The sequence below is a fragment of the Variovorax gracilis genome (assembly GCF_030317115.1).
In the GTDB taxonomy this organism is placed as follows: Bacteria; Pseudomonadota; Gammaproteobacteria; order Burkholderiales; family Burkholderiaceae_C; genus Variovorax; species Variovorax gracilis.
The window spans coordinates 43,879-65,839 of sequence record NZ_JASZYF010000031.1; the positions used below are offsets into that span (position 1 = coordinate 43,879).

A 21,961-nucleotide genomic window follows, 5' to 3' on the forward strand; every position below is an offset into this window, starting at 1 on the left:
ATCAGGACGACGACTGGCTTTGCGATTGCGCTGGGTCCCGCGGCTTGGCGCTGCGGTCCGCCTCGAGGATCCAGGTGTCCTTGGTACCGCCGCCCTGCGACGAGTTGACGACCAGCGACCCCTCCTTGAGCGCGACTCGGGTGAGTCCACCGGGCACCATCTGGACTTCCTTGGCCGACAGCACGAAGGGGCGCAAGTCGATGTGGCGCGGCGCAATGCCGGCATCCACGAAGGTCGGCGAGGTGGAAAGGCTGAGCGTCGGCTGCGCGATGTAGCCGTCGGGCTTGGCAAGCACGGCCTTCTTGAAGTCCTCGATCTCGGCCTGGGTGGCGGCCGGGCCGATGAGCATGCCGTAGCCACCGGCACCGTGCACTTCCTTGACGACCAGGTCCTTCATGTTGGCGAGCGTGTAGTCGAGCTCGTCCTTGTTGCGGCACATGTAGGTGGGCACGTTCTTGAGGATGGGCTTTTCGCCGAGGTAGAACTCGATCATCTTCGGCACGTAGGGGTAGATCGACTTGTCATCCGCGACGCCAGTGCCGACGGCGTTGCAGATGACGACGTTGCCCTCGCGGTAGGCGCGCATCAGGCCGGCGGTGCCGAGCGTGGAAGTCGGTCGGAAGACCTCGGGGTCGAGGAAGTCGTCGTCGACGCGGCGGTAGATGACATCCACGCGCTTGGGACCGCGCGTGGTGCGCATGTAGACGAAGTCGTCCTTGACGAAGAGATCCTGCCCTTCGACCAGTTCCACCCCCATCTGCTGCGCGAGGAAGGCGTGCTCGAAGTAGGCGCTGTTGTACATGCCCGGGGTGAGCACCACGACGGTGGGCTCGGCGGTGGCCGGCGGCGCGGATGCGCGCAGGGTTTCGAGCAGCAGGTCGGGATAGTGCGCGACGGGGGCAATGCGGTTCTGGCTGAAAAGCTCGGGAAAGAGCCGCATCATCATCTTGCGGTTCTCCAGCATGTAGCTCACGCCGCTGGGCACGCGCAGGTTGTCTTCCAGCACGTAGTACTCGCCGTTGCCGCTGGCATCCGGTGCCCGCACGATGTCGATGCCGGCGATGTGCGAGTAGACGTCGTTGGGCACCTTCACGCCGACCATCTCGGGCCGGTATTGGGCGTTGTTCAGGATCTGCTCGGCCGGAATGACGCCGGCCTTGATGATTTCCTGGCCGTGGTAGACGTCATGGATGAAGCGGTTGAGCGCCGTCACGCGCTGCACCAGGCCCTTCTCCATCGAGGCCCATTCGTGCGCCGGGATGATCCGAGGCAGCAGGTCGAAGGGAATCAGCCGCTCGGTGCCCGAGCCGTCCTCGTCCTTCGCGCCATAGACGGCAAAGGTGATGCCGACCCGGCGGAAGATCATTTCCGCCTCCTCGCGCCGCGATCGCATCACCTCGCCAGGTTGCTTCGCAAGCCATTGGTCGTAGCGTTTGTAGTGGCTTCGGACCGCTGCGCCGTTGTAGGGCAGCTGCTCATACATCTCATCGAATTTGTGCATGGGACGACCAATCTCCTTGCGCATAGCTTAGCAAGTTCAAGGCCAAACTCCGCCGGAAAGCTGCGGCATTTGATGGTGCCAGTAGCGGCGTGCTTGTTGCCGCAGGCACTCGACCGTGCCCGGAGCCCTGCTCGACCACGATGCTGCGCCGCAACGCGGGGTGTCGAACAGCGCTATGCCGCGCTCGACATAGCGCCCGACCACCTCCGGCGCCGGATGGCCGAAGCGGTTGCGATAGCCGGCCTGGACGAGCGCAACGCGCGGGCGGACGGCGTCGAGAAGCAGATCGCTCGACGAGGTCTTGCTCCCGTGGTGAGGCACGAGGAGCAGGTCGGCGCGCAGATCGGGCGCGCGCGCAACCAGCGCGGCCTCCTGCAAACGCTCGATGTCGCCGGCCAGGATGGCCGATGCCTTGCCATTGGCGACGCGAAGCACGCAGGAGATCGCATTGGGCTTGGCGAAGCTCCGGTAGTCGGACGCCGCCGGTTGAAGCACCTCGAAGACCACGCCGTCCCATGTCCAGCGCTGGCCTGCCTCGCAGCGCCGGGCGGGACGCAACGCCTGCAGCGGATGCTCCGCCTCGATGGAACTCAGCAGCCCGGCCTGCGGGTGCATGGCCAACACCGCGGGCGCCCCGCCGGTGTGATCGCTGTCGCGATGGCTGAGCACGACGGTGTCGAGCCGTTCGCCGAAGGCCCGCAAAAGGGGCACGATCACGCGCTGGCCCGCATCGGTCTCCAGGCTGTAGCGCGGCCCGGCGTCGTAGAGCAGGCTGTGCGTGGCCGTTCGCACCAGCACGGCATTGCCCTGCCCGATATCGGCCGCCAGGAGCTCGAATTCGCCCATGGGCGGGCGCGGCGCCTGCCAGAGCAAAGCTGGCAACACCAGCGGCAAGCCGAGCATGCGCATCGACCAGGGCAGGCGCATGGCGGCCAGGATGCCGCCCGCCACACCAGCGACTGCCATCCACAGCGGGGGCGCGGGCATCGACAAGGCAGCGAACGGCAGACGGGCGAGCCATTGCAAAAGCAGCGACAAGACTTGCACCGCCCATGCCGCGACATCCCACAACGGAGGCGAAAAGGCGCCAAGCATCGCCAACGGCGTCACGACAACCGTGACCCAGGGGATCGCGACCACGTTGGCCAGCAAGCCGACCACGGAAATCTGCTGGAACAGCAGCAGCGTGAGCGGTGTCAGCGCCAGCGTGACGACCCATTGCTCGCGACACAGGCGAACCAGCCGGCTGGCGACGCCGAAACGATGGCCATGAGGCTCGTTGGCATCCGCGGCGAAGAGGACGCCCACCGCGACGAAGCTCAGCCAGAAACCCGGCTGCATCAATGCCCAAGGGTCGAACGCCACCACGACGGCACAGGCACAGAGCCAGACATACGGCCAGGGCCAGCGCCGCCCTGTCAGGCGCAGCAGGGCGACAGCCGCCAGCATCCAGACCGTTCGCTGGGAGGGCAAGCCCCACCCGCTGAATGCGGCGTACAGCGTCGCGAGCAGCACACCGCCGACCAGCCCCGCATGCTGCGCCGGCCATCGGAGCATCAAGCCGCCGCTGCGCCGCCACAGGATTTCGACCGCCAGGGCGGCGAGCCACGCAAACATGGTGATGTGAAGGCCCGAGATGGCCATCAAGTGGGCGACGCCTGTCGCGCGGAAGACGTCCCAGTCGACGCGATCGATGATTTTCCGAAACTGAGTTCTTCGCTAGCGAAATAAGTTCTTCGCTACTCGAAATTCTCGGAAAGTTCTTCGCCCAATAGCGAGGGAGCTCAACCCGTGGCTGCCCACGATCGCGACGCGCTGGGGGAAGAGCGCGGGGTGCGACGCATGGGCGTGATACTGTATGCGCATACAGCATAAATCAGGCATGAGAAATGAGAGTCAGGATGCGCCGTCGGTATCGAGGCGGGGTTGCCCTGGGCAAGGAAGAGTTCTTCGCGCAGCCGTGGGCGCGGGGAATGCTATGGCTGCAGACCGTGGAGGCGCGCCTGCAGCTTGGCCTGTACGAAGCGAACGGCCCCGGCCACAGGGCGCCACCGCTGGGAATCCTATGGCGCCCCGAACTTGCGGCCTGCGCAAACGACACCATCAGCTTCGCCGGCTTCGAGAAGGTAGAGAAGCGCTGGTGCTACCAAGTTTGGTACTGCGAGACTCGGTCGTCCGCCGAGGCCTAGGGCATCATTCCGGCCATGTGCTCCAACTACGAAGCCGTCTCTCGTGCTGATCGACTGCTGAGCTTTTTCGGTGTGGTCCGAGATCGTGATGACCCGACCGCCACCGTCTTCCCAACCGGCCTGGCACCGTTCATTCGGCTCGCCGAGGACGGATCCGGCAATCGTAGAGTCCACGACGGCGCCTTCGGCCTCCTTCCGTATTTCGCTAAGGAGCTTGCCTATGGTCGGCGCACCTACAACGCGAGGACAGAGACTGTAGCCACGCTTCCGAGCTTCAAGGACGCTTGGCGCCGCAGCCAGCGCTGCATCATCCCGGCCGAGAGCATCTTCGAGCCCAGCTATGAAACGGGCAAGGCCGTGTGCTGGAGGATCTATCAACCAGGGGACGTGCCGATGGGCATCGCTGGGATCTACACGAAGTGGCGAGACCCGGAGACCGGACATGAGCTCTACAGCTTCGCAATGCTGACGGTCAGCGCGGCCGGCCACCCGGTCATGCAGCGCTTCCACAAGGCCGAGGACGAGAAGAGGATGGTGGTGATTCTCGACCCGGCCGACTACGACGCTTGGCTAACTTGCCCTCTCGCCCAAGCACCGAAATTCTTCAACCAGTGGATGGGACCGCTCGAGTCCTATGAGGCTCCGCTTCCGCCCCGCGCTCCTCGCACGTACAGCGGGAAGGTGATACAGCCGCCATCCGAGCCAAGACTGTTCTAGAGACCGGCTAGCGGCGGCTTGCAATCGAACAAGCGCCTAGTTCTTGCCGGCGGGCAATCGCTGCGAATTGATTCCTGCCGCCACCGTTCAAGACTGGTTGCAGTCCTTCACGAGCGCTGGACCGTTCGGCAGCAATGCGCTGATTGCAGACCTGCTAGCGGCCGCTGTCGGGGCGGCCTCCGCGTTTGCTTCGGACGGAGGGGGTGACGAGACTCTCGCCGGCCTGTACTCTTTATAAATCAACAGAACGTTGCCATCTATGCTCCGCGGCTGACGGCGATGTCTTCGTCGAGGCGCCCTACACTGCGCCATGCCCAACGTTGATGGCCCCTCTGATCTCGACTACTCGCTCAACCTTTCGCAGATGCGAACGGCTCTCGACGCGGCTATTGCAGCGTCACGAGCCTACTCGGGTATCCGTACGCGACCTGGGCGGCGCACTCAGGGGGCAATGCTTTTTACCTCCCTGACCACTCGCGCGTTCACACTCCTACGGATCGTTCCAGCGACAGCGGCAGAGCGCCGAGAGGGGCACTGGGACTTTGCGACGGTCGCGGCATGTGCTCGAGCGATCCTCGAAGTTCGCTTGACGTTTTTCTATCTGACTGAGGCTTGTTCCGAGGATGAATGGTGTACCCGCGTAGACATCCTCAGCATTCACGATTGCACAAGTCGGATGAAGCTCTTCAAGGCCATAGGGGATCACGACGGCACGGGACAAGTGGACGAGATCGCCGAATTCGGGAAGCAACTTGTCGAGGTTCAAGAGCGACTTCAGCGGCGTCCGTTCTTCACCGCCCTTCCCCCGGGCGACCGCAATCGGTATCTGAATGGGTCAAAAGCCCATCTCCATTCACTGGAGGACATCGGGTCTCGCTGCGGGATTCCCGTGCCGGTGTTCAGGATGTTCTACTTGATCTGGTCGACCCAGGCACACGGTCTCCCTATGAGCTACCACCGCATGGCCGCAGACAAGCGCGGCGCGGGTGTCCATTGCTTTGTCGAAGAGTCGTACACAGCGATGTGCCTGAACCTCTGCGCCCAGCTGCTTGTCGACTCGACAGCAGAGATGCATGAGCTTTTCCGAGACTTCCCAGCAGCGCAAAACCCCCGACCACCGGTGCCGGGTTTGCTTGGCAAGATGCTTGCACGGGCGGGCCAATGAACCCGGCGACTCCCTTTCCCGCAGACAGCGCCACAGTCGTGGGTCTGCTCGAATTGCTGAACGCGGGGTCCAAGCGCGAGGCCCAGAAGATCACTCGGGACCTGGTGATCACTTCGGGTGGCTTCGCTAGCTTCCTGCTCGCTGCCCAGGTCGGAACGATGGCACCGTACATCTACACCAGTCACTTTCAGGAAGTCCAACCGGAGTCGCTGCGCCCCAGTGAAGCCGACTTGAAGTCGATGGGGTCGAATGGCGTCGGTCCACTGAAGCCCGAAGCTGCCAAGGGGTTCCGCAAGGTGTCACAGATGATGATTGACCGGCGTCTATTCGCCGCGCATCTGCTGTACGCCCCTGACTGGTCTCGTTGGCACCTGTTCTATTTCGACCAGCGAGATACGTCCGAGCGCGGAAACCACTGGACGGCCGGAGGTCCGCATATCCACTACGCCCGTGAGACCGACACTCAGATGTCAGCCAATGACATGTGGCGAGCCGTGCAGGCCACGCCACCAAACCCGCCGCGCGGTACACACGTTCGATACGAAGCGGGTCGCCCGCCTGGAAACCGATAGACCATATTCCGACATCCCCCTCTATGGCTCTGCGACCGGTGGGCTCGCTGGGACCTTTGCGACCCTCCGAGCCTTCAGCGTGGCGTTCATCCTGTCTGCTCGAGCCCTGCGCTGAGCCTTGAGGCGCTCGGCTTCCCTGGCACCGCAGGCCCACGGCCTCCGCCATCCTCCATCCGCCATCCGCCATCCGCCATCCGCCATCCAATGGCGATGTTGGTCGTTGTGGTGTTGTGGTGCCAGGTGTCGGCGTCGTCGACGGTTACGGCCTCCTGACGTCGTATCTCTTGGACCGCGGGGGCACTGCTGGGGGGCCCGAAGCGGCAAGCCTATGCGGTCGATGGCCTCATCGACGAGGCGCCGCCACATTGGGTCCGCCGCCCCCGAAGGAATGCAGGAATGCCGGATAGGCTCGGACAGGCTCCCAACCGTCCGGACCCGTCCGGACCTGTCCGGACCTGTCCGGACACCGAGTAGGGCGCGATGAATGACCGAAGACCGCCGGCTTGCAGTCGACCGTGTCTGCCTACCTTGAAGACCGCTATTGCTGCAATCCCGCGGCTCAACCCGGCCACGTGCGCTCCTTGCCGAGCCAGCGAACGTCACCTGACCGCGTGCCTAGGGCGGCATCGGCCGCGACATGAAAGCGGTGTCAGCTCGGATGGCCAAGGGCCGCCTTGTCTTCGCTGCTCGCGCCCCGGGTGCCTTCCCGGGTCCAGCAAAAATGTCCGGGCTTGTGTGAGTTGTGCGAGTTGACTATGCTGACTCGCACAACTCGCACAACTCGCACTCTTCGCAAGGGCGCCGCCATGAAGAACCTGAGCTTTCACGTTGATCTGGACCCTCGCCAAATATCCCATGAGCTGACGGAGAAGGACATTCAAGAAGTTCAGGAGGTGCTGCCTGACTTGCTCACCGCAGTACTGGCCGTTCGATACGAGCGCCGCCTAGCTGCACTCGAGACGCTCGTAGAGCTGTTTGCCGGACGAGCAGAGATCACGCCAGCCGACTCAGCGCAAGCTCGGATGGAAGGACGCGCCCGTAGCGCCATCCAGGAAGGCACGGACTGGTACACGGCGCAGCAAGTGGCGGAGTTTGCGAAGCTGGGCCCCGGCAATCCAATAGGAAGCGTCAGCCGCTGGAAGGCCCAGGGCCGTGTCTTTGCACTTCGACAAGGTAACCGAGACCTGTACCCGCGCTACGCACTGGGCATCGACTTTCATCCGCTGCCTGCAATGAAGGACCTCCTGCGGGTGCTGGACAAGCGCAGCGGCGAGTGGCTGGCGACCTGGTTCGAGAGCACGAACGGCTTTCTTGGCGGAAAGCGTCCGCGCGAGCTTCTCCTATCCGACCCTGCACGTGTGCTGGAAGCCGCGAAGGATGAAGTGGAGTCGCGGGAGTTCGCCAGTTGAGCTGGCTCAATGACCCGATCACCCTCGGCACCCCCACGCTAGCGACTGAACCGCCCCAGCGCGCTCCCCATAGCGCGGCTGTGGCGTGCCTGCGATTGCCCCCGGGCCCTTACTCGACTTCGTTCGCCGGCAAGAGGGCAGGACCTTGGGCATAGTCGGAGACCGTCGGACTGCAGTCATTCAGGCTCGTCATGGCGAACGACGGCAAACGCTGCAGTGAAGGCACGCAGGCCAGTGCCGCCGATTCCAGTGTGGCATCCTCTCAACGACAACACACGAGAGGCTGCCATCGGTGGCGGTGATGAGGATGCATGAGCAAGCAGAGTACGACGACGCCGACCGACTGGCGGATCTTTTGGAGGCCAGTGAGGCCTTCGACGAAGACGTCGGGAAGCTGTTGGCGAAGTGCGAGGCGCGAACCAAGCGCGGACTCATAGCTTCGGCGCTGTGCTCTGCGGCTTTCGAGCATGGATTTAGTCAACGCGTCCTGTTGGAAATTGGCTTGTCTGGCACTGCTTTGTCCCTCTGCCGCCTCCACTTCGAGGCAGTGGTACGCGCCACCTGGACGGCCGAATGTGCGTATGACGAGTGGCTCGAAAAGTTCACGACGCCTGTCGAGGGGCCGGAGCATGTAGAGCCTGCCAATCCGGTATCGATCAGCAAGATGATCAAGCACATCACCTCCACGGTGAAGCATGTGGGAGAGGAGTACGCACTGCTCAACACCACCATCCCGGCGATGCACTCATTCGTGCACAGCGGGGCTCAAGCGGTGGTGCATGCGTTGATGCCGGTGTACCCCATCTACACACTGATGGGCGCACTGTGGAATCGCAACCTGCTGCACCTCTACACGGCGAACACCGCTGTCGTGGCTGCCGGGGACGGGCTCCTGCTACCGCGCATGCGCCTCTTGCGGGAGAAGCATGCTGGCTGCATGCCACCCACCAGGAAAGAGATGGCGGTGTAATAACCCACCTCTCCACTGGGAGCTGGAGCATGAATACCTCCACCATTGTTCTCCTTGGGTTCGTCGGGCTCGTCGGCCTGGTCATCGGATTCGCGATGGGCCGCAGCCAATCAGCGTCACCTTCATTCCAAAACCAAGGTGAGGCACGCCTTGTCCATGAGGCCCGGGCGCACTTTGCTGCGCCGGACTATCACTTGATGAATCACATCACCTTACAGATGCAAGAAGGCACGACTCAGGTCGACCACATCCTCGTCTCAAGGTTTGGTGTTTTCGTCATAGAAACGAAGCACTTGAACGGCTGGATCTTCGCCAATGCCAAGCAAGCGACCTGGACTCAAGTTATGTTCCAGAAGAAATCGCAGTTCCAAAACCCCATCTTTCAGAACTTCCGGCACGTTCGCGCCGTTCAGGAGTTGCTCGACTTCCTACCAGCTGATCTCGTCAAGTCGGTCGTGGTATTCACTGGAGACGCGGAGTTCAAGACCGAAGTTCCGCCTGGCGTATTCACCTTGCCGAAGTTTGTCGAGCACATCAGGGGGCACGCCACTGAGGCAATCTCCGTTAACCGCGTGCAGTTCTGCGTTGGGCGGCTGGAGACAGCTCGACTCGCCATTAGCAAGGAGACTGACATTGAGCATGTCGAGAACCTGCATAGAAAGCACGGCCCACCGCCAATCCGCTCCGTCGGCAGGATGCGGTCCGGCAAGCCCGGAAGAGATCCTTGGCTTTGAGCAGTACGTCTGCACGGGATCAGCAGGCATGTCAGGAGGTCGGAAGATTGCGGACGTCGACGTGGTTCGCATTGGAGGACCGCTTACGCTGCGCTGCCGACGTAGACGGTCCAACTGATGAAGTCAGGTCGGTGCCCTCTCGCGACCTCCGAGCTTCGACCGCAAACTGGAACTGTCGGGCCAGGAGAGGCCGCTCGCTGGCGCGCCGGCTACGACGGGTCTGCTTGAATGCTGCCTTTGAGGGGTCACCGTCCACCCAACTCTCTTCTTTCTTCGCCTTCCAGGCTTCGGTCTCCCTTGGAGGCTGCACCCTTCGGTGCAATGGCGTTGCGCCGTGATAAGGAATAAGCTTCCTCATTCGGTCACGGGGCCCTCTCATGAGTGCACCATTGCAATCATCCGGAGCACCAGCGTCCCGTTGGCTTCAACGAGGAGCGGGCATGGATCACAACAAGCCGATCGACCCTGCCGCATCGCGGCGGGAGTTCCTGGGTGGTGCTGCTGGACTGGGAGTGATGGCGCTGGGCCTTGGCGCACATGAGGAGGCACGCGGCCAACCCGCCACTACCGCTCGAAGCACCTCAGCGGGCGCAGCAAGCGGCCCCTACAACATCTTGTTCATTCTGGTCGATCAGGAGCGCCATTTCCGCCCGGGCGAGCTTCCGGCCGGCTATCGACTGCCGGCCCATGAGCGGTTGAAGAAGCAAGGCACTACGTTCGTCAACCACCGGATCGGCTCCTGCGTGTGTACGCCCTCCCGCTCGGTGATTTATACCGGGCAGCACATCCAGCAGACGAAGATGTTCGACAACACGAACTTCCCCTGGATCGAGAGCATGTCCACTGAGATTCCCACGCTGGGTGACCTGCTTCGGAACGCCGGCTACTACACGGCGTACAAGGGCAAGTGGCACCTGACAAGGGAGTTCGAGACGGTCAACGAGCACGGCAACTTGACGAAGATCTTCACGCAGGAGATGGAAGCCTACGGCTTCTCCGATTACTTCGGCGTCGGCGACATCATCGCGCATACAAGGGGGGGCTACCTTCACGACGGCATCATCTCTGCGATGGGCGTGAACTGGCTCCGCGGCAAGGGACGCGAACTGGCGGCGGAACAGAAACCCTGGTTCCTCGCAGTGAACCTCGTCAACCCGCACGATGTGATGTACTACAACACGGATGCACCGGGCACGGTGGTTCAAGCGAAACGTGGCATCAAGCGTGTCGAGCGCGATCCGGTCGACCCGCTTTACGCGAAGCAGTGGGAGTACCGGCCTCCGGCGAGTCACGGGCAGGCGCTCGATGCGCCGGGGCGTCCACCCGCACACCGGGATTTTCTGCACGCTCATGACGCGTTGGTCGGCACCATCCCGAATGAGGAGGCCCGCTGGCGCCGGCGGCACAACTACTACTTGAATTGCATGCGCGATGTGGATCGAAACATTGCGACGCTTCTTGCCGAGCTAGACGCCTCGGGGCTGGCCGACAAGACGATCGTGATCCTGACCGCCGATCATGGCGACATGGACGGCGCGCACCAACTGCACGCCAAGGGTGCTGTCGCGTATCGCGAGCAGAACAACGTGCCCTTCATGGTTTCCCATCCGGCCTACGCGGGCGGCAAGCAGTGCAAGGCCGTCACCTCACACGTCGACATTGCGCCGACATTGATAGGACTCACAGGAGTAGCCCCGGACAAACGGGCCATCATCGCCAAAGGACTTCCTGGCAAGGATGTTTCCGGACTCCTCGCGGCTCCCGAGCGCGCCGATTTCGCGGCCGTCCGTGACGGGGCGCTCTTCAACTACAACATGTTTGCCTACATCGACGGCGACTTCCTGAACAAGGCCGTCGACTATATGCAAAAGGGCGGTAAATCGAGCGAGCTACAGAGCGCGGGCATCCGTCCGGACATGATGAAGCGCGGCGCGGTGCGGTCGGTGTTCGATGGCCAGTACGCGTTCGCGCGCTATTTTTCGCCGAAGCAGCACAACCGACCCACGACGGTGGAGGAGCTTTATCGCTTGAACGATGTCGAGCTGTACGATGTGCGGGCCGATCCGAACGAGATGAACAATCTCGCACTGCAAGGCGGGCGAAACCGGGAGCTTGTCCTTGCCATGAGCGAAAAGCTCAATCGACTGATAGACGCCGAAGTCGGCGAAGATCGCGGGCAGATGCTTCCCGGCGGCATCGACGCCGGTTGGGAGGTTACGGCAGAAACAATGTCGGGCGCTTGAGCCTCTCGCGCCACGATGATTCGATCCGGCCCACGACCGCTCCCGCGTGCATTGCTGACATTCGGAGTGAGAACTCGAAGGACGGCGACGGGCCCTACCCTGCCGGTCGTCGGCGCCAGTCGTACGGCAGGTGCGCAGCGCTTGTTGCCGTTCCTTGCCGCTCGGCGAACTCACACTGTGACGCCGAGGCCGGTCATTCAGGCGCCGCGATGATCTCTGAATCCATGACCGGTTCCAAAGGGGATTACAGAGTGTGCGGGCCGCGGCGCGGGTGCCGGTGATGCCGGTGGTCGAGGCCACCGCGGCGCGGCATCTTGACGCATCGATCCGGGAGGTTCAGTCTTGCTGCGGATGCGGGTCTTCGGCGTCGCAGTGGTTGGGGCGTCGTGGCGGGCGCGTCGAACGGAGGTCGTCATGCATGCTGATTGCAACGCGCGCCACGGGTCCCGGGCCCGGCTCGTCGCCACCCTGGCCCTTGTCGCCTCGGCCGCATTCGCTGTGGTGCCTCAGACCGCCCTGGCCGACGTTCCCTACTTCTACATCGTCAATGCGAGCACCCGCATGATGGCCGAGGTGCTCGGACGTCGCGTCGATGACGGTGCGCCGGTGGTCCTCTGGCCCAACTACGGCGGACCGAGCCAGCAGTTCAGCCTCCATCGGCTGCCTCGGCCCGGCAATCCGGAGCCCTTGCAGGATCAGTGGTTCATGCTCAGTGCCAGACATTCAGGCAAATGCCTGAAGACCCACGGCTTCCAGTCCGGTGCGGTGATCGTCCAGGAGACGTGCAGCGGAGACGCTTCCCAGCTGTGGCGATTGCGGACGCTTGCCACGACGGCAGCGGACTGCCCGGCACGGGGCTGGTGCCTGATGCAACGGCGCATGGTGCTGGAGAACTTCTACGAGGGAGGGCGACGCTGCCTGGATGCGGCCCACGGCCTCCTTCCATCCGGGCCGGAGCAAGGCGCCGGGCTACACGCCCGGGACTGCGTTGTGAGGTTCAGCGCGACTACGCCAGCCCATCAGGAATGGGAACTGGTGGACGTGCAGGAATGGGACGCTCCCTTCATCGCGAGGTGAAGTCGCGTCAGTCCTGCTTCGCGTCCCCTCGCTCAGGCCGTCGAAGTCGGCCTAGCGAACACGGGCTAGGTGTCGGGGTCGAGCATTCGGACGATCGAGTCGTCGAGCTCTTCTGAGCGGCGGAGGATCTGTTCGACGGGTATAGCATGGCGCCTTCGGGTGGCCTACCCGCTCCAGAGTTCAGGGCCGCGACGTATGCGTCCACCGCGCGCATGGCCTCGCCCGCGGCGTCCAGCACGCGGTCTGCAGTTCCGTACCCCGGGCGGGGGGTGAAGGATCAGGTCCTCGCCGGCGGTCTCGCGGGCGAGCAGCACCGCCAGGCGTGCAATTCGATCCCGACGTGCTTCGTCCAGGTCCAGGCCGACCAAGTCGACGGACACGCGCAAGACGGCATCCGCGTGATGACCATCTTTAGGGAAGGCGGCGATCGTCACGCACTCGCGCATGGCGATGTCGTCCAGGGGCCAGCCGCGCGCGCTCTGGGGCAGGGCAATGTCCTCGACCCGAAGGCCCCAGCGCGCGTGGGATGTTCGAATAGAAATCGATACCTACAACCTAGAACTCGACACTTTCCTTCGAATAGTTGTTGATTGCTCGCAATGAATTTGTTTGCTCAGTGCAAAGTCGAAACCAGCATGAGATAGACCACGCTGAATGGCCGCATCTGTGGGCATGCACCGTGGTGACGCGTCACACGAAGGGGACTGACTTTCCGGTCAGTACAGTGTCGCAGATCTGATGCAGTTGGCTTCGGATCTCGGCGGAACTAGCATCGCATTGCCGCAAGCAGTTCACCGGCTACAAGGTGCCCAAGATCCTGCGCTTCGTCGATGGTTGCCCAAGTCCACCGTCGGCAAGATCCTGCGCCGGGAGCTGCGCGAGGTGGCCTGACGCACGGCGCGCTGCTGCCGGGCCGGAGGTTCAGGCCTCCCTGGCGCACGGCGGCGACCTCCGATCCGGGTGAGGGCGACGGCCATGCCAGGGAGCGCGGGAATTCCTTAGCAGTGAATACATAGTGGTACGGGTGGCTTCACGTATTGGCACGTGGGCCTGATGCGAATACGGTTGATCCCATCGTCGCCGACGAGCGGGCTGCGCGGGCAGAATCGGCAGGTTCGTGCGCACTGCCATGATGTTATGAAGCACGTCAATGCCGCTGTAACAACGCCAGGAGGAGCTCCGATGCGCATCGCTTTCACTCTCCCCACGACCATCGTCGGCGCCAGCCTGCTCCTCGCGGGCTGCGCGGCCACGGCGCCACCGGCGACCATCGGCGGCTACAAGCCGCCGGCCATCTTCGGGGGCTTCATGTCGCCGCAGGTGTCGCGCACCGGCTGCGTCGACGCGGTCGCGCGCTATCTCAAGGTGCCACGCGACACCGTGACGCCGGTCAGCGACCAGCAGACCATGGAGACAGGCTACTACGTGGTCACGTTGAACGTGGCCGGCAAGCGCCCTTACAACTGCACGGTGGATGAGAACGGCATCACCTCGGATGTGGTGCCGGCGCCCTAAAGGGGCGACATGCACGCAGGGGCCGCGTGGCGGCAATACGCGCGCAAATACCTCGAGGATCGGCTGCTTATTGCGCTTGGGGAGGGGGCGGTCTCGCGTGAGTCCATGCAGCGATGGTAAGCCTCAGGTGGCTCGGCGCCTCAACCGCTCCGTCTGCTGCCTGTCGATGTGTGCCCTCCGCTGCGGGACTTCCTTCAGGTCCCTGTGGGCGGGGCTCGGCCGGCAGCTTTGCGGCAACGAGATCAGGAAAGTGGATGTCTCTTCAGGGCCCTCTCGCGACCTCCGAGCTTCGACCGCAAACTGGAACTGTCGGCCACGAGCGGCCGATCGGCCATCGCCAGCCCGTGACCGCTGATCAACGGTCAGCGGTCACTCGCTCCAAGCGGACGAATTAAAGACAACTACGTAGACCTATCGGGCGGCTGGTACGGGTCGGGCGTGCCGAGTTTGATCGGCGGATACTTCTTGAGACTGGCCTGAAGCTGGCCAACAATCCTGACGACTGGTTGGGCCACCCAAGTGCTCGTTGCGATAGCGTCGCGCTCTTCCTTCATATCGGTCAGCAGGTTCACGATCCTCGGCAGCGGTAGCTTCACCGGTGGCTCATACATGTTCTCCTGCTTGATGAAGTGCACCTTCCAGTTTCGCCACTTGACGGCGGAGAGCCGGTCGGCCACATAAGCGGGAAAACCTTCGCGGTTGGAGTGGTCCTGCTCGCCCAGGAAGAAAGGTAGCTGGTCCACCCCGTCGATCGCACGGTCCTGCGGAACCTCGGCCCCGCCAACGTGCGCAAGCGTCGTGAAGAGGTCGACGATATGGACGATCTCGTTGTTGACGGCGCCCGCCGGCACCTTGTCAGGCCACCGGATGATGAAAGGCGCACGCAGCGACCCTTCCATCGCCGTGAAATAGCTCCCTCGCCAAGGACCGCTGTCGCCCTGCCATGGATCAGTTGCCTCAGGGCCGTTGTCGCTGGTGAAGACAACGATCGTATTGTCTTCGATCCCCGCCTCCCGGATGGCGTCAAGGATCTGCCCTGTGCGATGGTCCATCTCGGCTAGGCAGTCGGCGAAGTCGCCGTTGCCGGTCTTCCCGGCAAAGTCCGGATGCGGCAGCGTTGGCATATGGACCAATGAGAACGAAACGTAGGCGAAAAAAGGCGTGTCAGCCTGAGCGTTGCGCTTGATGAATTCAACGGCGCGGTCCGTAATCTCCGACTCCATGGTTCGACGCCGGTCCAGGTCCAACACACCCATCTCGTGCGCTGTCTCCCCCTTGCGTGCCTCGTAGACGTGCTGCGGTCCACCAACCTTCTGGTTCCAGCCCTGCTTGTCGCCGGTGGCCGGCCATAGGCCCGTGTTTTCGTTCATCGATGGCCAGAGCGCTTCGTCATAAGTGCGCGGTATCCCGTACCACTCGTCGAACCCGTGATTGGTCGGAAAGCGACTCTCCTCGCTTCCAAGATGCCACTTGCCCCAGATGCCCGTTGCGTAGCCCTGTGCCGACAACAACTTCGCGATGGTGACCTCCCACAGGGTCAAACCTTCAGGGGCGCCCCCCACAGGGACTTCATATGTGCCGGACCGAATAGCGAAGCGGCCCGTCATCAATGCCGACCGAGAAGGCGTGCACTGCGCTTCGACGTTGAAATTGAGCAACCGCATCCCTTCGCCGGCGAGTCGATCGATGCGTGGAGTTGGCGCACCGCGAAGGATGCCACCACCGTAGAGGCCGAGTTCTCCATAGCCGAGGTTGTCCATCAGCATGAAGACGACGTTTGGCTTTTTGGGTTGCAGGGCTGCTCCGTCGGCTGAAAACGCAGCGGGTGTTGTTGCTATGCGACTCATTTGTATTGCCTTTGTTCGGTGCCTTCATCATCCGCGGTTTGGTGCCAAGCGAATCCGGGAGCTTCCGGCAGTCAACAACGCCAACGACCAAGATTGCCTCGACAGGCTACTTGAAATCTTCGAGCCCAGCCTCGGTTCAAGCGCATCGGCCGCGCCGTCAACGCTCTCGGTGCTGCGTTCTGGGGAACGCGCGTGCCCTTTGGGGCAGAAGTTTTGCCCCAGGCCCTAATTGTTCTGACCTTCGGCCAAGCCCAAGATCACATGGCGCCCCCTTACGTTGATGCCCCGCTCTCCTCCCCTTCGCATTCAAGCCTTCGCATGTCCACACCGAACTCTACCGACGCTTCCGCCACGGTGCCGCCAACGAAGACTTCGGCCAAACCGGGGCATTCGGAGACGGGGGCCACCACTCAGGCCGCGGGGTCGCAGAAGACCGCCATGCGGCGACTCATTCTTCAGTTGATCCGTCCCTATCGGGGATGGCTGGCCATCGTGCTGGCCGCAATGGTGGTCGAGGTGCTGATGAGCCTCGCAGCGCCGTGGCCGCTCAAGTTGGTGCTCGACGATGCGCTGGGCAACCACCACCTGCCCGCGTGGCTCGAGTGGGCGCACCAGCTCGGCATCGGCCGGCACACGCTCGGCGTGGCGCTTTTCGCGGGGATCGCCACCCTGTTGATCGCAGTCATCGCCGGCATCGCCACCTACATCGACAACTACTACACCACCAGCATCGGGCAGTACGTCGCGAACGACCTGCGCCTGAAGATCTACGAGCACCTTCACCGGCTGTCGCTGGGCTACTACGACAATGCCAAGACCGGCTCCCTGATGTCGACCATCACCAGCGACGTCTCGACGGTGCAGAACTTCGCCTCCTCGTCGACCCTCGGCATCCTGGTCGACATCGTGACGATCGTCTTCATGCTCGGATTGATGATCTGGCTCGACTGGGACTTCACCCTCATTGCGGTCGCGGTGATGCCTTTCCTGTTGTTGTTTGTGTTTCGATTCAAGAACGCGGTGAAGAATGTGACGCGTGACGTTCGTGTGCGGCAGAGCGAGATCGTCGCGGTGGTCCAGGAAGGGCTCGGGCAAGTCCGCGCGGTCAAGGCCTTCGGCCGCCAGGACCTTGAAGTCCAGCACATGGAAGCCGCCAGCCACGCCAGCACCGAGGCAGCGCTGCGGGCCCGCAAGGTCAAGTCATTGCTGTCGCCGGTGGTCGCGGTGGTGGTGGCGCTGTGCACCGGCATCGTGCTCTGGAAAGGCACCGCGTTGATCATCGCCGGCACCATGACGGCCGGTGCGCTGACGGTGTACCTGGCCTACCTGAGCAAGTTCTTCAAGCCGGTGAAAGACCTCGCCAGCATGGCGAGCACGATCGCCCAGACCACCGTGGCGCTGGAGCGGATCCAGAAGATCCTCAGCGCCGACAACATCATCCACGAGCGTCCGGGCGCCACGGAGCCGGGTCGCACCCGCGGCGAGATCACCTTCGAGCACGTGGCCTTCGGCTACGGCGACGAGCCGCTGGTGCTGCGCGATGTCTCCTTTAACATCCAACCGGGCCAGGTGGTGGGCATCGTCGGGCCGACGGGCAGCGGCAAATCGACGGTGGTGAGCCTGATGCCGCGCTTCTACGACCCGAAGGGCGGGCGGGTGCTGATCGACGGTGTCGACATCGCGAGCCACAAGCTCTCGGGCCTGCGCTCGCAGATCGGCTTCGTGCTGCAGGAGACGGTGCTGTTCCGCGGCACCATCGGGGAGAACATCGCCTACGGCAAGCCCGGCGCCAGCAGGGAAGAAATCATTGCCGCCGCCAAGCTCGCAAATGCCGACGAGTTCATCAGCCGCATGCCGCACGGCTACGACTCGCTGGTCGGGGAGCGCGGCGACACGCTCTCGGGCGGCCAGCGCCAGCGCATCGGGATCGCGCGTGCCGTGATCCGCAACAGCCCGATCATGATCCTCGACGAGCCGACCGCGGCGCTCGACACCGAATCCGAGCGCCTGGTCATCGAGGGGCTGGAGCGGCTGATGCAAGGCCGCACCGTGATCATGATCGCGCACCGCCTCAGCACGCTGCGCAACGCCGACAAGATCATCGTGCTGAAGGACGGCATCGTGGTCGAGGAAGGCACCAACGACGAACTGGTCGCGCTCGGTGGGGTCTACGCCGAACTGCACCGGATCCAGTACGAAAACCCGGCCGCCCCTGCGGCTGCTTCTGCCTGAGGCCATCATGTCCCACCGACTGATCGTTCTGCCCGACGACACCGCCAAGCCCATCCTCGACGCCATCAACGGCGCCAAGGAGGCCCTGCAGATCCGGATGTTCCTGTTCACGGACGAGACCTTGCTGGCGGCGGTGATCGCCGCTAAGCAGCGCGGCGTGAAGGTGCGCGTGATGCTGAATCCGGCGCGTCGCAGCGGGGAAAGCGAGAACGAGGAAGCGCGCAAGGCCTTGGTCGATGCCGGCATCGAAGTGCGCGACAGCAACCCGAAGTTCGATCTCACGCACCAGAAATCGATGGTGGTCGATCATCAGGTCGGCTTTGTCGAATCGCTCAACTGGGAGCCCAGGGACCTGACCGAGACGCGCGACTACGCGGTCATCACCACCCATGACCTCGAAACGAAGGAAATGGTGGCCTGCTTCGATGCCGACTGGGAGCACGAGGAATTCAAGCCGCACCCGGAATCGCCGCTGATCTGGTGTCCGGACAACGGCCGCGTGCGCGTCGCGGCATTCATCGACGGCGCGAAGCATTCGCTCTGGGTGCAGAACGAGCGCTACCAGGATACCGTGATCATCGAGCGGCTTGTGCGCGCGGCAACGCGGGGCGTCAAGGTGCACATCCTGACCAAGCCGCCGCATTCGCTCAAGGCGGAAAAGCTGATCGAAGGAGTCGGCGGCCTGCGCATTCTGCAGGACGTGGGCGCCAAGGTGCACACGATGAAGCACCTCAAGCTGCATGCGAAGATGATGCTGGCCGATGGCAAGCGCGCGATCGTCGGCTCGATCAATCTGGCGCCGGGCAGTTTCGACGGTCGTCGCGAGCTGGCCATCGAGACCGATGATGCCGGCACCGTGCAGCGGCTGGAGGAAACGGCGCGTGCCGATTGGGAACTGTCGCACCGGATCGATCTCAGCGACGAGGGGCTGCTGAAGGATCTCGCGAAACGCGAACTTGATCCCTCCAAATTGGTGCTCGACGGCAGCGCAGTGGAGGAAAAGAAGCACAAGGAAGGGTCCAAAGCGAAAGACAAGGCCAGAGTCAAGACAGACAAGGCGAAGGGCTGAGCAGGCGGGGGCTTGCTTCAGGTGCGGCCGCCGCTTATTTCGAGGTTCCTAGCGGGGCGAGGAGCGACTGAGATGACCATCACGAAGAAGCCATCGATTCTCTTCGTCTACTACACCTATAGCCAGCAGACGCAGCGGGTGGTCGAGTCCATGGCCGATACGCTGCGCGAACGAGGCTGCGACGTTCAACTGGCCAGGATCGAATTCACCGACCCTCGCTACGCCGAGCGCTTCGCCCGGTTTCCCCTTCGACATGCGTACCGCGACATCTTCGGGATGGTCCTCCCACAGTTTCGCGGCGTAACCGGACAGATCCGAATACCGGATGAAGTCCGAAGCCGTAGCTACGACCTGGTATGCATTGCCTCCCCGACATGGTGGTTACACCCCTGCATGCCGATCCGTTCGTTCATCGAGTCAGACGTCGCCAAGACGCTTCTTGAGGGAAAGCGCTGCGCCGCGGTGGCGGTTGCCCACCGCTATTGGCGCGACGATCTGCGCATCCTGAAGGAGCACATCGTCAGACGAGGAGGCATCTACGTGGACGGCAGTCATTTCACCGCCGGCGGCGGCCCGGTCGATTCGATGCTGGCGCTATTCAGCTACCTCTCCACGGGCGTCACCAAGGAGCGCTACCTCGGGATCAAGATCCCGCCGGCGACTCTCCAGCCCAGCTATGTCGAGCAGTCTCGGGAGTTTGCAAACCGACTCGCGGACTCCCTCTTGGCTGATTCTTCGGTGCTCGCCTACGGTTGACGTGGCGAAGGGAGCTGGCTATCGCTGGAAGGGAAAGATCACTGCCCAGTCCCGCTTCATGTCGAAGAGCGTCCAGCCATTGGCCTTCGCCGCATCGAGGCCCTTGTCGAGCTTGCCGATGCTCGAATCCCGGTCGTAAGCCCATTCTCGAACTCCGTCTGTGTGATGGACGAAGGCCATGTAGCGTGCGCCGCTTCCCCCAGCCGTCCACTGCAGCATCTGCAGGTCGCCATCGGAATTACCAATGGCGAGGATCGGCCGCCTGCCGATGTGCTCGTTGATACCGACAGGCTTGCCGGGGCCGTCGTCGATGAAGGCGATTGCGGGGAGGCGCATGATCACGGGCTTGCCGTCGCGCAGCTCGAACTGGGTCTTGCCGTAGCTGCCAACCACCTGCTCCGGCGGCACGCCATAGACCCTTTCGGTCCACGGTCGCATGAAGGCCGTGCCTCCTCCCGAGACGATGAAGGTCTTGAAGCCGTTCGCGCGCAAATACGTCATGAGCTCGATCATGGGCTGGTAGACCATGGACGTGTAAGGTTGGTCGAAGCGCGGGTGCTTGGCAGTCGCGAGCCATTGAGTCACCATGGCGTCGAACTCGACGCTCGTCATTCCTGTGCTGGTCGCTCCGATCAGTTCGGCGATCGCCTTGTCTCCTCCGGAGAGCGCACCCTTCACGTCGCCATTGAGCACCGATGCAAATGGCTCCGTGGTCTTCCATTCAGGATGCCGCGGCGCGAGAACCTTGATGCGCTCGAGGACAAAGAACAACTGCGAGTAGAGCGGCTGCTCGGCCCACAGTGTTCCGTCGTTGTCGAAGGTGGCGATCCGCTCCGAGACGACGACGAAGTCCGGCGATCCGGGCGTGGTCACCCTGGCAACGAAGGCGACGATGGATTGCTTCGTGGGGCCCTCGTTCCATGAAGGCAACGGATCCGGCTTGATGGACGCGCACCCGCCCGAGAACAGCATTCCGCACAGCGCCAACAGATACATGAAGCGCAGCGAAAGCACCGACAGAGTTGAGCGCATGTTCGAATCCCCTCGGGAAAAAGTTTAGATAAGTGCATCGCGCGAAGGTGATCAAAACCGGTCGTCTGGACGCAGGGCCTGGTAAATTGCGTCCAGCAACTGATGCTGCGCGAAGGGCTTTTCCAAGACGTCCACCGCGCCGTCCCTGATGGCTTGACCGGCTGTGCGAATGTCGACGTTGCCGTTGACGAACACGATTGGCAGGCTGGCGCCCATGCCAAGCAGGCGCTTCTGTAGCGCGACCCCGTTCATCCTCGGCATGTGCAGGTCTGATACCAGGCAGCCATGCCAAGTCGGGTCGAAGGCAGTCAGGAACGCGGCCGCTGATCCGAACACTGCGGCGGTGAGTCCGACCGATAGCACCAACTCTCGAATGGAGTCGCGACATGCGTCATCGTCATCCACGATGAATACGGTGGGTTCGCTCATGGTCTTATAGGGCCCTCATCCCAGGAGGACGGATCGGCATGCTGTCGCGGCGAGTAGGTAGCGCTTCATGGCGATCTCCTTGGGTGATGCCGACGATGTGACGGCTGTGGCGCTTGCATCATGGTGCGATCAGGCGCCGCTGGGAATTGGGTCGAGGGGCAACGCGGTTGTCCGAAGGTGAAGGCGCCTCGGAGCAGCACCGGTCACGGCGCCGGCACGACTTCGTAATACACGCCGCTAGAGCCGAAGTACGGCTTGTACCAAGTGGCACCTTCCTGGTAGTAGTTGGCGCCATTCACCACCATGCTTCGCGCTCCGGGCGGCAAGGCGGCCATCTGTGTGCCGGGCGGCACGTTCCCCTGCTGGACATAAACAGGGGGCGGTACAACCACAGCCGGCTGCTGGACGACCACCGTCGCGGGACGGCTCGCATCGGCGATCGCCGCGCCGACTGCCATGCCCGCGACTGCGCCGACGGCGGCGCCGCAGCCATAGCAGCCCGCG

At 63.0% G+C, this 21,961-nt stretch carries 16 protein-coding genes and 3 pseudogenes; 13 read left to right on the top strand and 6 right to left on the bottom strand.

Annotated elements, in window-relative coordinates; genetic code table 11:
- Position 1: 1 nt before the first annotated feature.
- Together QTH97_RS31135 and QTH97_RS31140 are read right to left on the bottom strand one after the other, a co-directional pair.
- Positions 2 to 1,501, bottom strand: a complete 1,500-nt coding sequence (locus tag QTH97_RS31135) for a circularly permuted type 2 ATP-grasp protein (protein ID WP_286572458.1) — start codon at positions 1,499 to 1,501, stop codon at positions 2 to 4.
- Between the two features lie 36 nt (positions 1,502 to 1,537).
- Positions 1,538 to 3,205 (bottom strand): annotated as a pseudogene (locus QTH97_RS31140) (DNA internalization-related competence protein ComEC/Rec2); the annotation flags it as partial.
- Between the two features lie 500 nt (positions 3,206 to 3,705).
- Here QTH97_RS31140 and QTH97_RS31145 point away from each other — a divergent pair.
- The 10 genes and pseudogenes from QTH97_RS31145 (at position 3,706) to QTH97_RS31185 (ending at position 14,092) form a co-directional block, all read left to right on the top strand.
- Positions 3,706 to 4,407: an SOS response-associated peptidase gene (locus tag QTH97_RS31145; RefSeq protein WP_286572459.1), complete on the top strand. Its 702-nt coding sequence runs from the start codon at positions 3,706 to 3,708 to the stop codon at positions 4,405 to 4,407.
- Between the two features lie 676 nt (positions 4,408 to 5,083).
- Positions 5,084 to 5,572: a hypothetical protein gene (locus tag QTH97_RS31150; RefSeq protein WP_353655685.1), complete on the top strand. Its 489-nt coding sequence runs from the start codon at positions 5,084 to 5,086 to the stop codon at positions 5,570 to 5,572.
- Positions 5,569 to 6,144 (top strand): hypothetical protein, encoded by a 576-nt coding sequence (locus QTH97_RS31155; RefSeq protein ID WP_286572460.1) that lies wholly within the window; start codon positions 5,569 to 5,571, stop codon positions 6,142 to 6,144. The genes QTH97_RS31150 and QTH97_RS31155 overlap by 4 nt, the downstream gene beginning before the upstream one ends.
- Positions 6,145 to 6,950: 806 nt before the next feature.
- On the top strand, positions 6,951 to 7,553 hold the full coding sequence (locus QTH97_RS31160) for a hypothetical protein (RefSeq protein WP_286572461.1): 603 nt from the start codon (positions 6,951 to 6,953) through the stop codon (positions 7,551 to 7,553).
- A gap of 307 nt (positions 7,554 to 7,860) precedes the next feature.
- A complete protein-coding gene (locus QTH97_RS31165; RefSeq protein ID WP_286572462.1) occupies positions 7,861 to 8,523 on the top strand; it encodes a DUF6988 family protein in 663 nt (220 codons plus the stop codon).
- A 29-nt stretch (positions 8,524 to 8,552) separates the two neighbouring features.
- Positions 8,553 to 9,257 carry a nuclease-related domain-containing protein gene (locus QTH97_RS31170; RefSeq protein WP_286572463.1) on the top strand — a complete coding sequence of 235 codons (705 nt, stop codon included), beginning with the start codon at positions 8,553 to 8,555 and terminating at the stop codon, positions 9,255 to 9,257.
- Positions 9,258 to 9,697: 440 nt separating this feature from the next.
- Entirely contained in the window at positions 9,698 to 11,500 is a 1,803-nt protein-coding gene (locus QTH97_RS31175) for a sulfatase family protein (protein WP_286572464.1), read from the top strand.
- A gap of 414 nt (positions 11,501 to 11,914) precedes the next feature.
- Positions 11,915 to 12,577 carry an RICIN domain-containing protein gene (locus QTH97_RS31180; RefSeq protein WP_286572465.1) on the top strand — a complete coding sequence of 221 codons (663 nt, stop codon included), beginning with the start codon at positions 11,915 to 11,917 and terminating at the stop codon, positions 12,575 to 12,577.
- Positions 12,578 to 13,337: 760 nt separating this feature from the next.
- A pseudogene (locus QTH97_RS37175) lies at positions 13,338 to 13,468 on the top strand (AMP-binding enzyme); the annotation flags it as partial.
- Between the two features lie 291 nt (positions 13,469 to 13,759).
- Complete coding sequence (locus QTH97_RS31185) at positions 13,760 to 14,092, top strand: hypothetical protein (RefSeq protein WP_286572466.1); 333 nt, start codon at positions 13,760 to 13,762, stop codon at positions 14,090 to 14,092.
- A 401-nt stretch (positions 14,093 to 14,493) separates the two neighbouring features.
- Here QTH97_RS31185 and QTH97_RS31190 read toward each other — a convergent pair whose 3' ends face one another.
- The gene (locus QTH97_RS31190; protein ID WP_286572467.1) at positions 14,494 to 15,939 is read right to left on the bottom strand and encodes an arylsulfatase; all 1,446 of its coding nucleotides are present in this window, start codon (positions 15,937 to 15,939) and stop codon (positions 14,494 to 14,496) included.
- Positions 15,940 to 16,377: 438 nt separating this feature from the next.
- Here QTH97_RS31190 and QTH97_RS31195 point away from each other — a divergent pair, with 438 nt between their 5' ends.
- The 3 genes from QTH97_RS31195 to QTH97_RS31205 all read left to right on the top strand — a co-directional run bounded on the left by QTH97_RS31195 (position 16,378) and on the right by QTH97_RS31205 (position 19,996).
- Entirely contained in the window at positions 16,378 to 18,171 is a 1,794-nt protein-coding gene (locus QTH97_RS31195; protein WP_286572468.1) for an ABC transporter ATP-binding protein, read from the top strand.
- A 7-nt stretch (positions 18,172 to 18,178) separates the two neighbouring features.
- Positions 18,179 to 19,240: a phospholipase D-like domain-containing protein gene (locus QTH97_RS31200; protein ID WP_286572469.1), complete on the top strand. Its 1,062-nt coding sequence runs from the start codon at positions 18,179 to 18,181 to the stop codon at positions 19,238 to 19,240.
- Between the two features lie 72 nt (positions 19,241 to 19,312).
- The gene (locus tag QTH97_RS31205; RefSeq protein WP_286572470.1) at positions 19,313 to 19,996 is read left to right on the top strand and encodes a flavodoxin family protein; all 684 of its coding nucleotides are present in this window, start codon (positions 19,313 to 19,315) and stop codon (positions 19,994 to 19,996) included.
- Positions 19,997 to 20,014: 18 nt separating this feature from the next.
- On the opposite strand, the gene QTH97_RS31210 is transcribed toward QTH97_RS31205, so the two are convergent.
- From QTH97_RS31210 to QTH97_RS31220, 3 genes and pseudogenes are all read right to left on the bottom strand, one after another.
- Positions 20,015 to 21,028, bottom strand: coding sequence for an HAD family hydrolase (locus tag QTH97_RS31210; RefSeq protein WP_286572471.1), 1,014 nt, complete (start codon positions 21,026 to 21,028; stop codon positions 20,015 to 20,017).
- A gap of 51 nt (positions 21,029 to 21,079) precedes the next feature.
- Positions 21,080 to 21,457 (bottom strand): response regulator transcription factor, encoded by a 378-nt coding sequence (locus QTH97_RS31215; RefSeq protein WP_286572472.1) that lies wholly within the window; start codon positions 21,455 to 21,457, stop codon positions 21,080 to 21,082.
- A 203-nt stretch (positions 21,458 to 21,660) separates the two neighbouring features.
- Positions 21,661 to 21,961, bottom strand: a pseudogene (locus QTH97_RS31220) (hypothetical protein); the annotation flags it as partial.

Bases quoted from the DNA above. Each gene is read 5' to 3' on its own strand.
- QTH97_RS31135 (WP_286572458.1), bottom strand. From the start codon at position 1,501: ATGCACAAATTCGATGAGATGTATGAGCAGCTGCCCTACAACGGCGCA.
- QTH97_RS31145 (WP_286572459.1), top strand. From the start codon at position 3,706: ATGTGCTCCAACTACGAAGCCGTCTCTCGTGCTGATCGACTGCTGAGC.
- QTH97_RS31150 (WP_353655685.1), top strand. From the start codon at position 5,084: ATGAAGCTCTTCAAGGCCATAGGGGATCACGACGGCACGGGACAAGTG.
- QTH97_RS31155 (WP_286572460.1), top strand. From the start codon at position 5,569: ATGAACCCGGCGACTCCCTTTCCCGCAGACAGCGCCACAGTCGTGGGT.
- QTH97_RS31160 (WP_286572461.1), top strand. From the start codon at position 6,951: ATGAAGAACCTGAGCTTTCACGTTGATCTGGACCCTCGCCAAATATCC.
- QTH97_RS31165 (WP_286572462.1), top strand. From the start codon at position 7,861: ATGCATGAGCAAGCAGAGTACGACGACGCCGACCGACTGGCGGATCTT.
- QTH97_RS31170 (WP_286572463.1), top strand. From the start codon at position 8,553: ATGAATACCTCCACCATTGTTCTCCTTGGGTTCGTCGGGCTCGTCGGC.
- QTH97_RS31175 (WP_286572464.1), top strand. From the start codon at position 9,698: ATGGATCACAACAAGCCGATCGACCCTGCCGCATCGCGGCGGGAGTTC.
- QTH97_RS31180 (WP_286572465.1), top strand. From the start codon at position 11,915: ATGCATGCTGATTGCAACGCGCGCCACGGGTCCCGGGCCCGGCTCGTC.
- QTH97_RS31185 (WP_286572466.1), top strand. From the start codon at position 13,760: ATGCGCATCGCTTTCACTCTCCCCACGACCATCGTCGGCGCCAGCCTG.
- QTH97_RS31190 (WP_286572467.1), bottom strand. From the start codon at position 15,939: ATGAGTCGCATAGCAACAACACCCGCTGCGTTTTCAGCCGACGGAGCA.
- QTH97_RS31195 (WP_286572468.1), top strand. From the start codon at position 16,378: ATGCGGCGACTCATTCTTCAGTTGATCCGTCCCTATCGGGGATGGCTG.
- QTH97_RS31200 (WP_286572469.1), top strand. From the start codon at position 18,179: ATGTCCCACCGACTGATCGTTCTGCCCGACGACACCGCCAAGCCCATC.
- QTH97_RS31205 (WP_286572470.1), top strand. From the start codon at position 19,313: ATGACCATCACGAAGAAGCCATCGATTCTCTTCGTCTACTACACCTAT.
- QTH97_RS31210 (WP_286572471.1), bottom strand. From the start codon at position 21,028: ATGCGCTCAACTCTGTCGGTGCTTTCGCTGCGCTTCATGTATCTGTTG.
- QTH97_RS31215 (WP_286572472.1), bottom strand. From the start codon at position 21,457: ATGAGCGAACCCACCGTATTCATCGTGGATGACGATGACGCATGTCGC.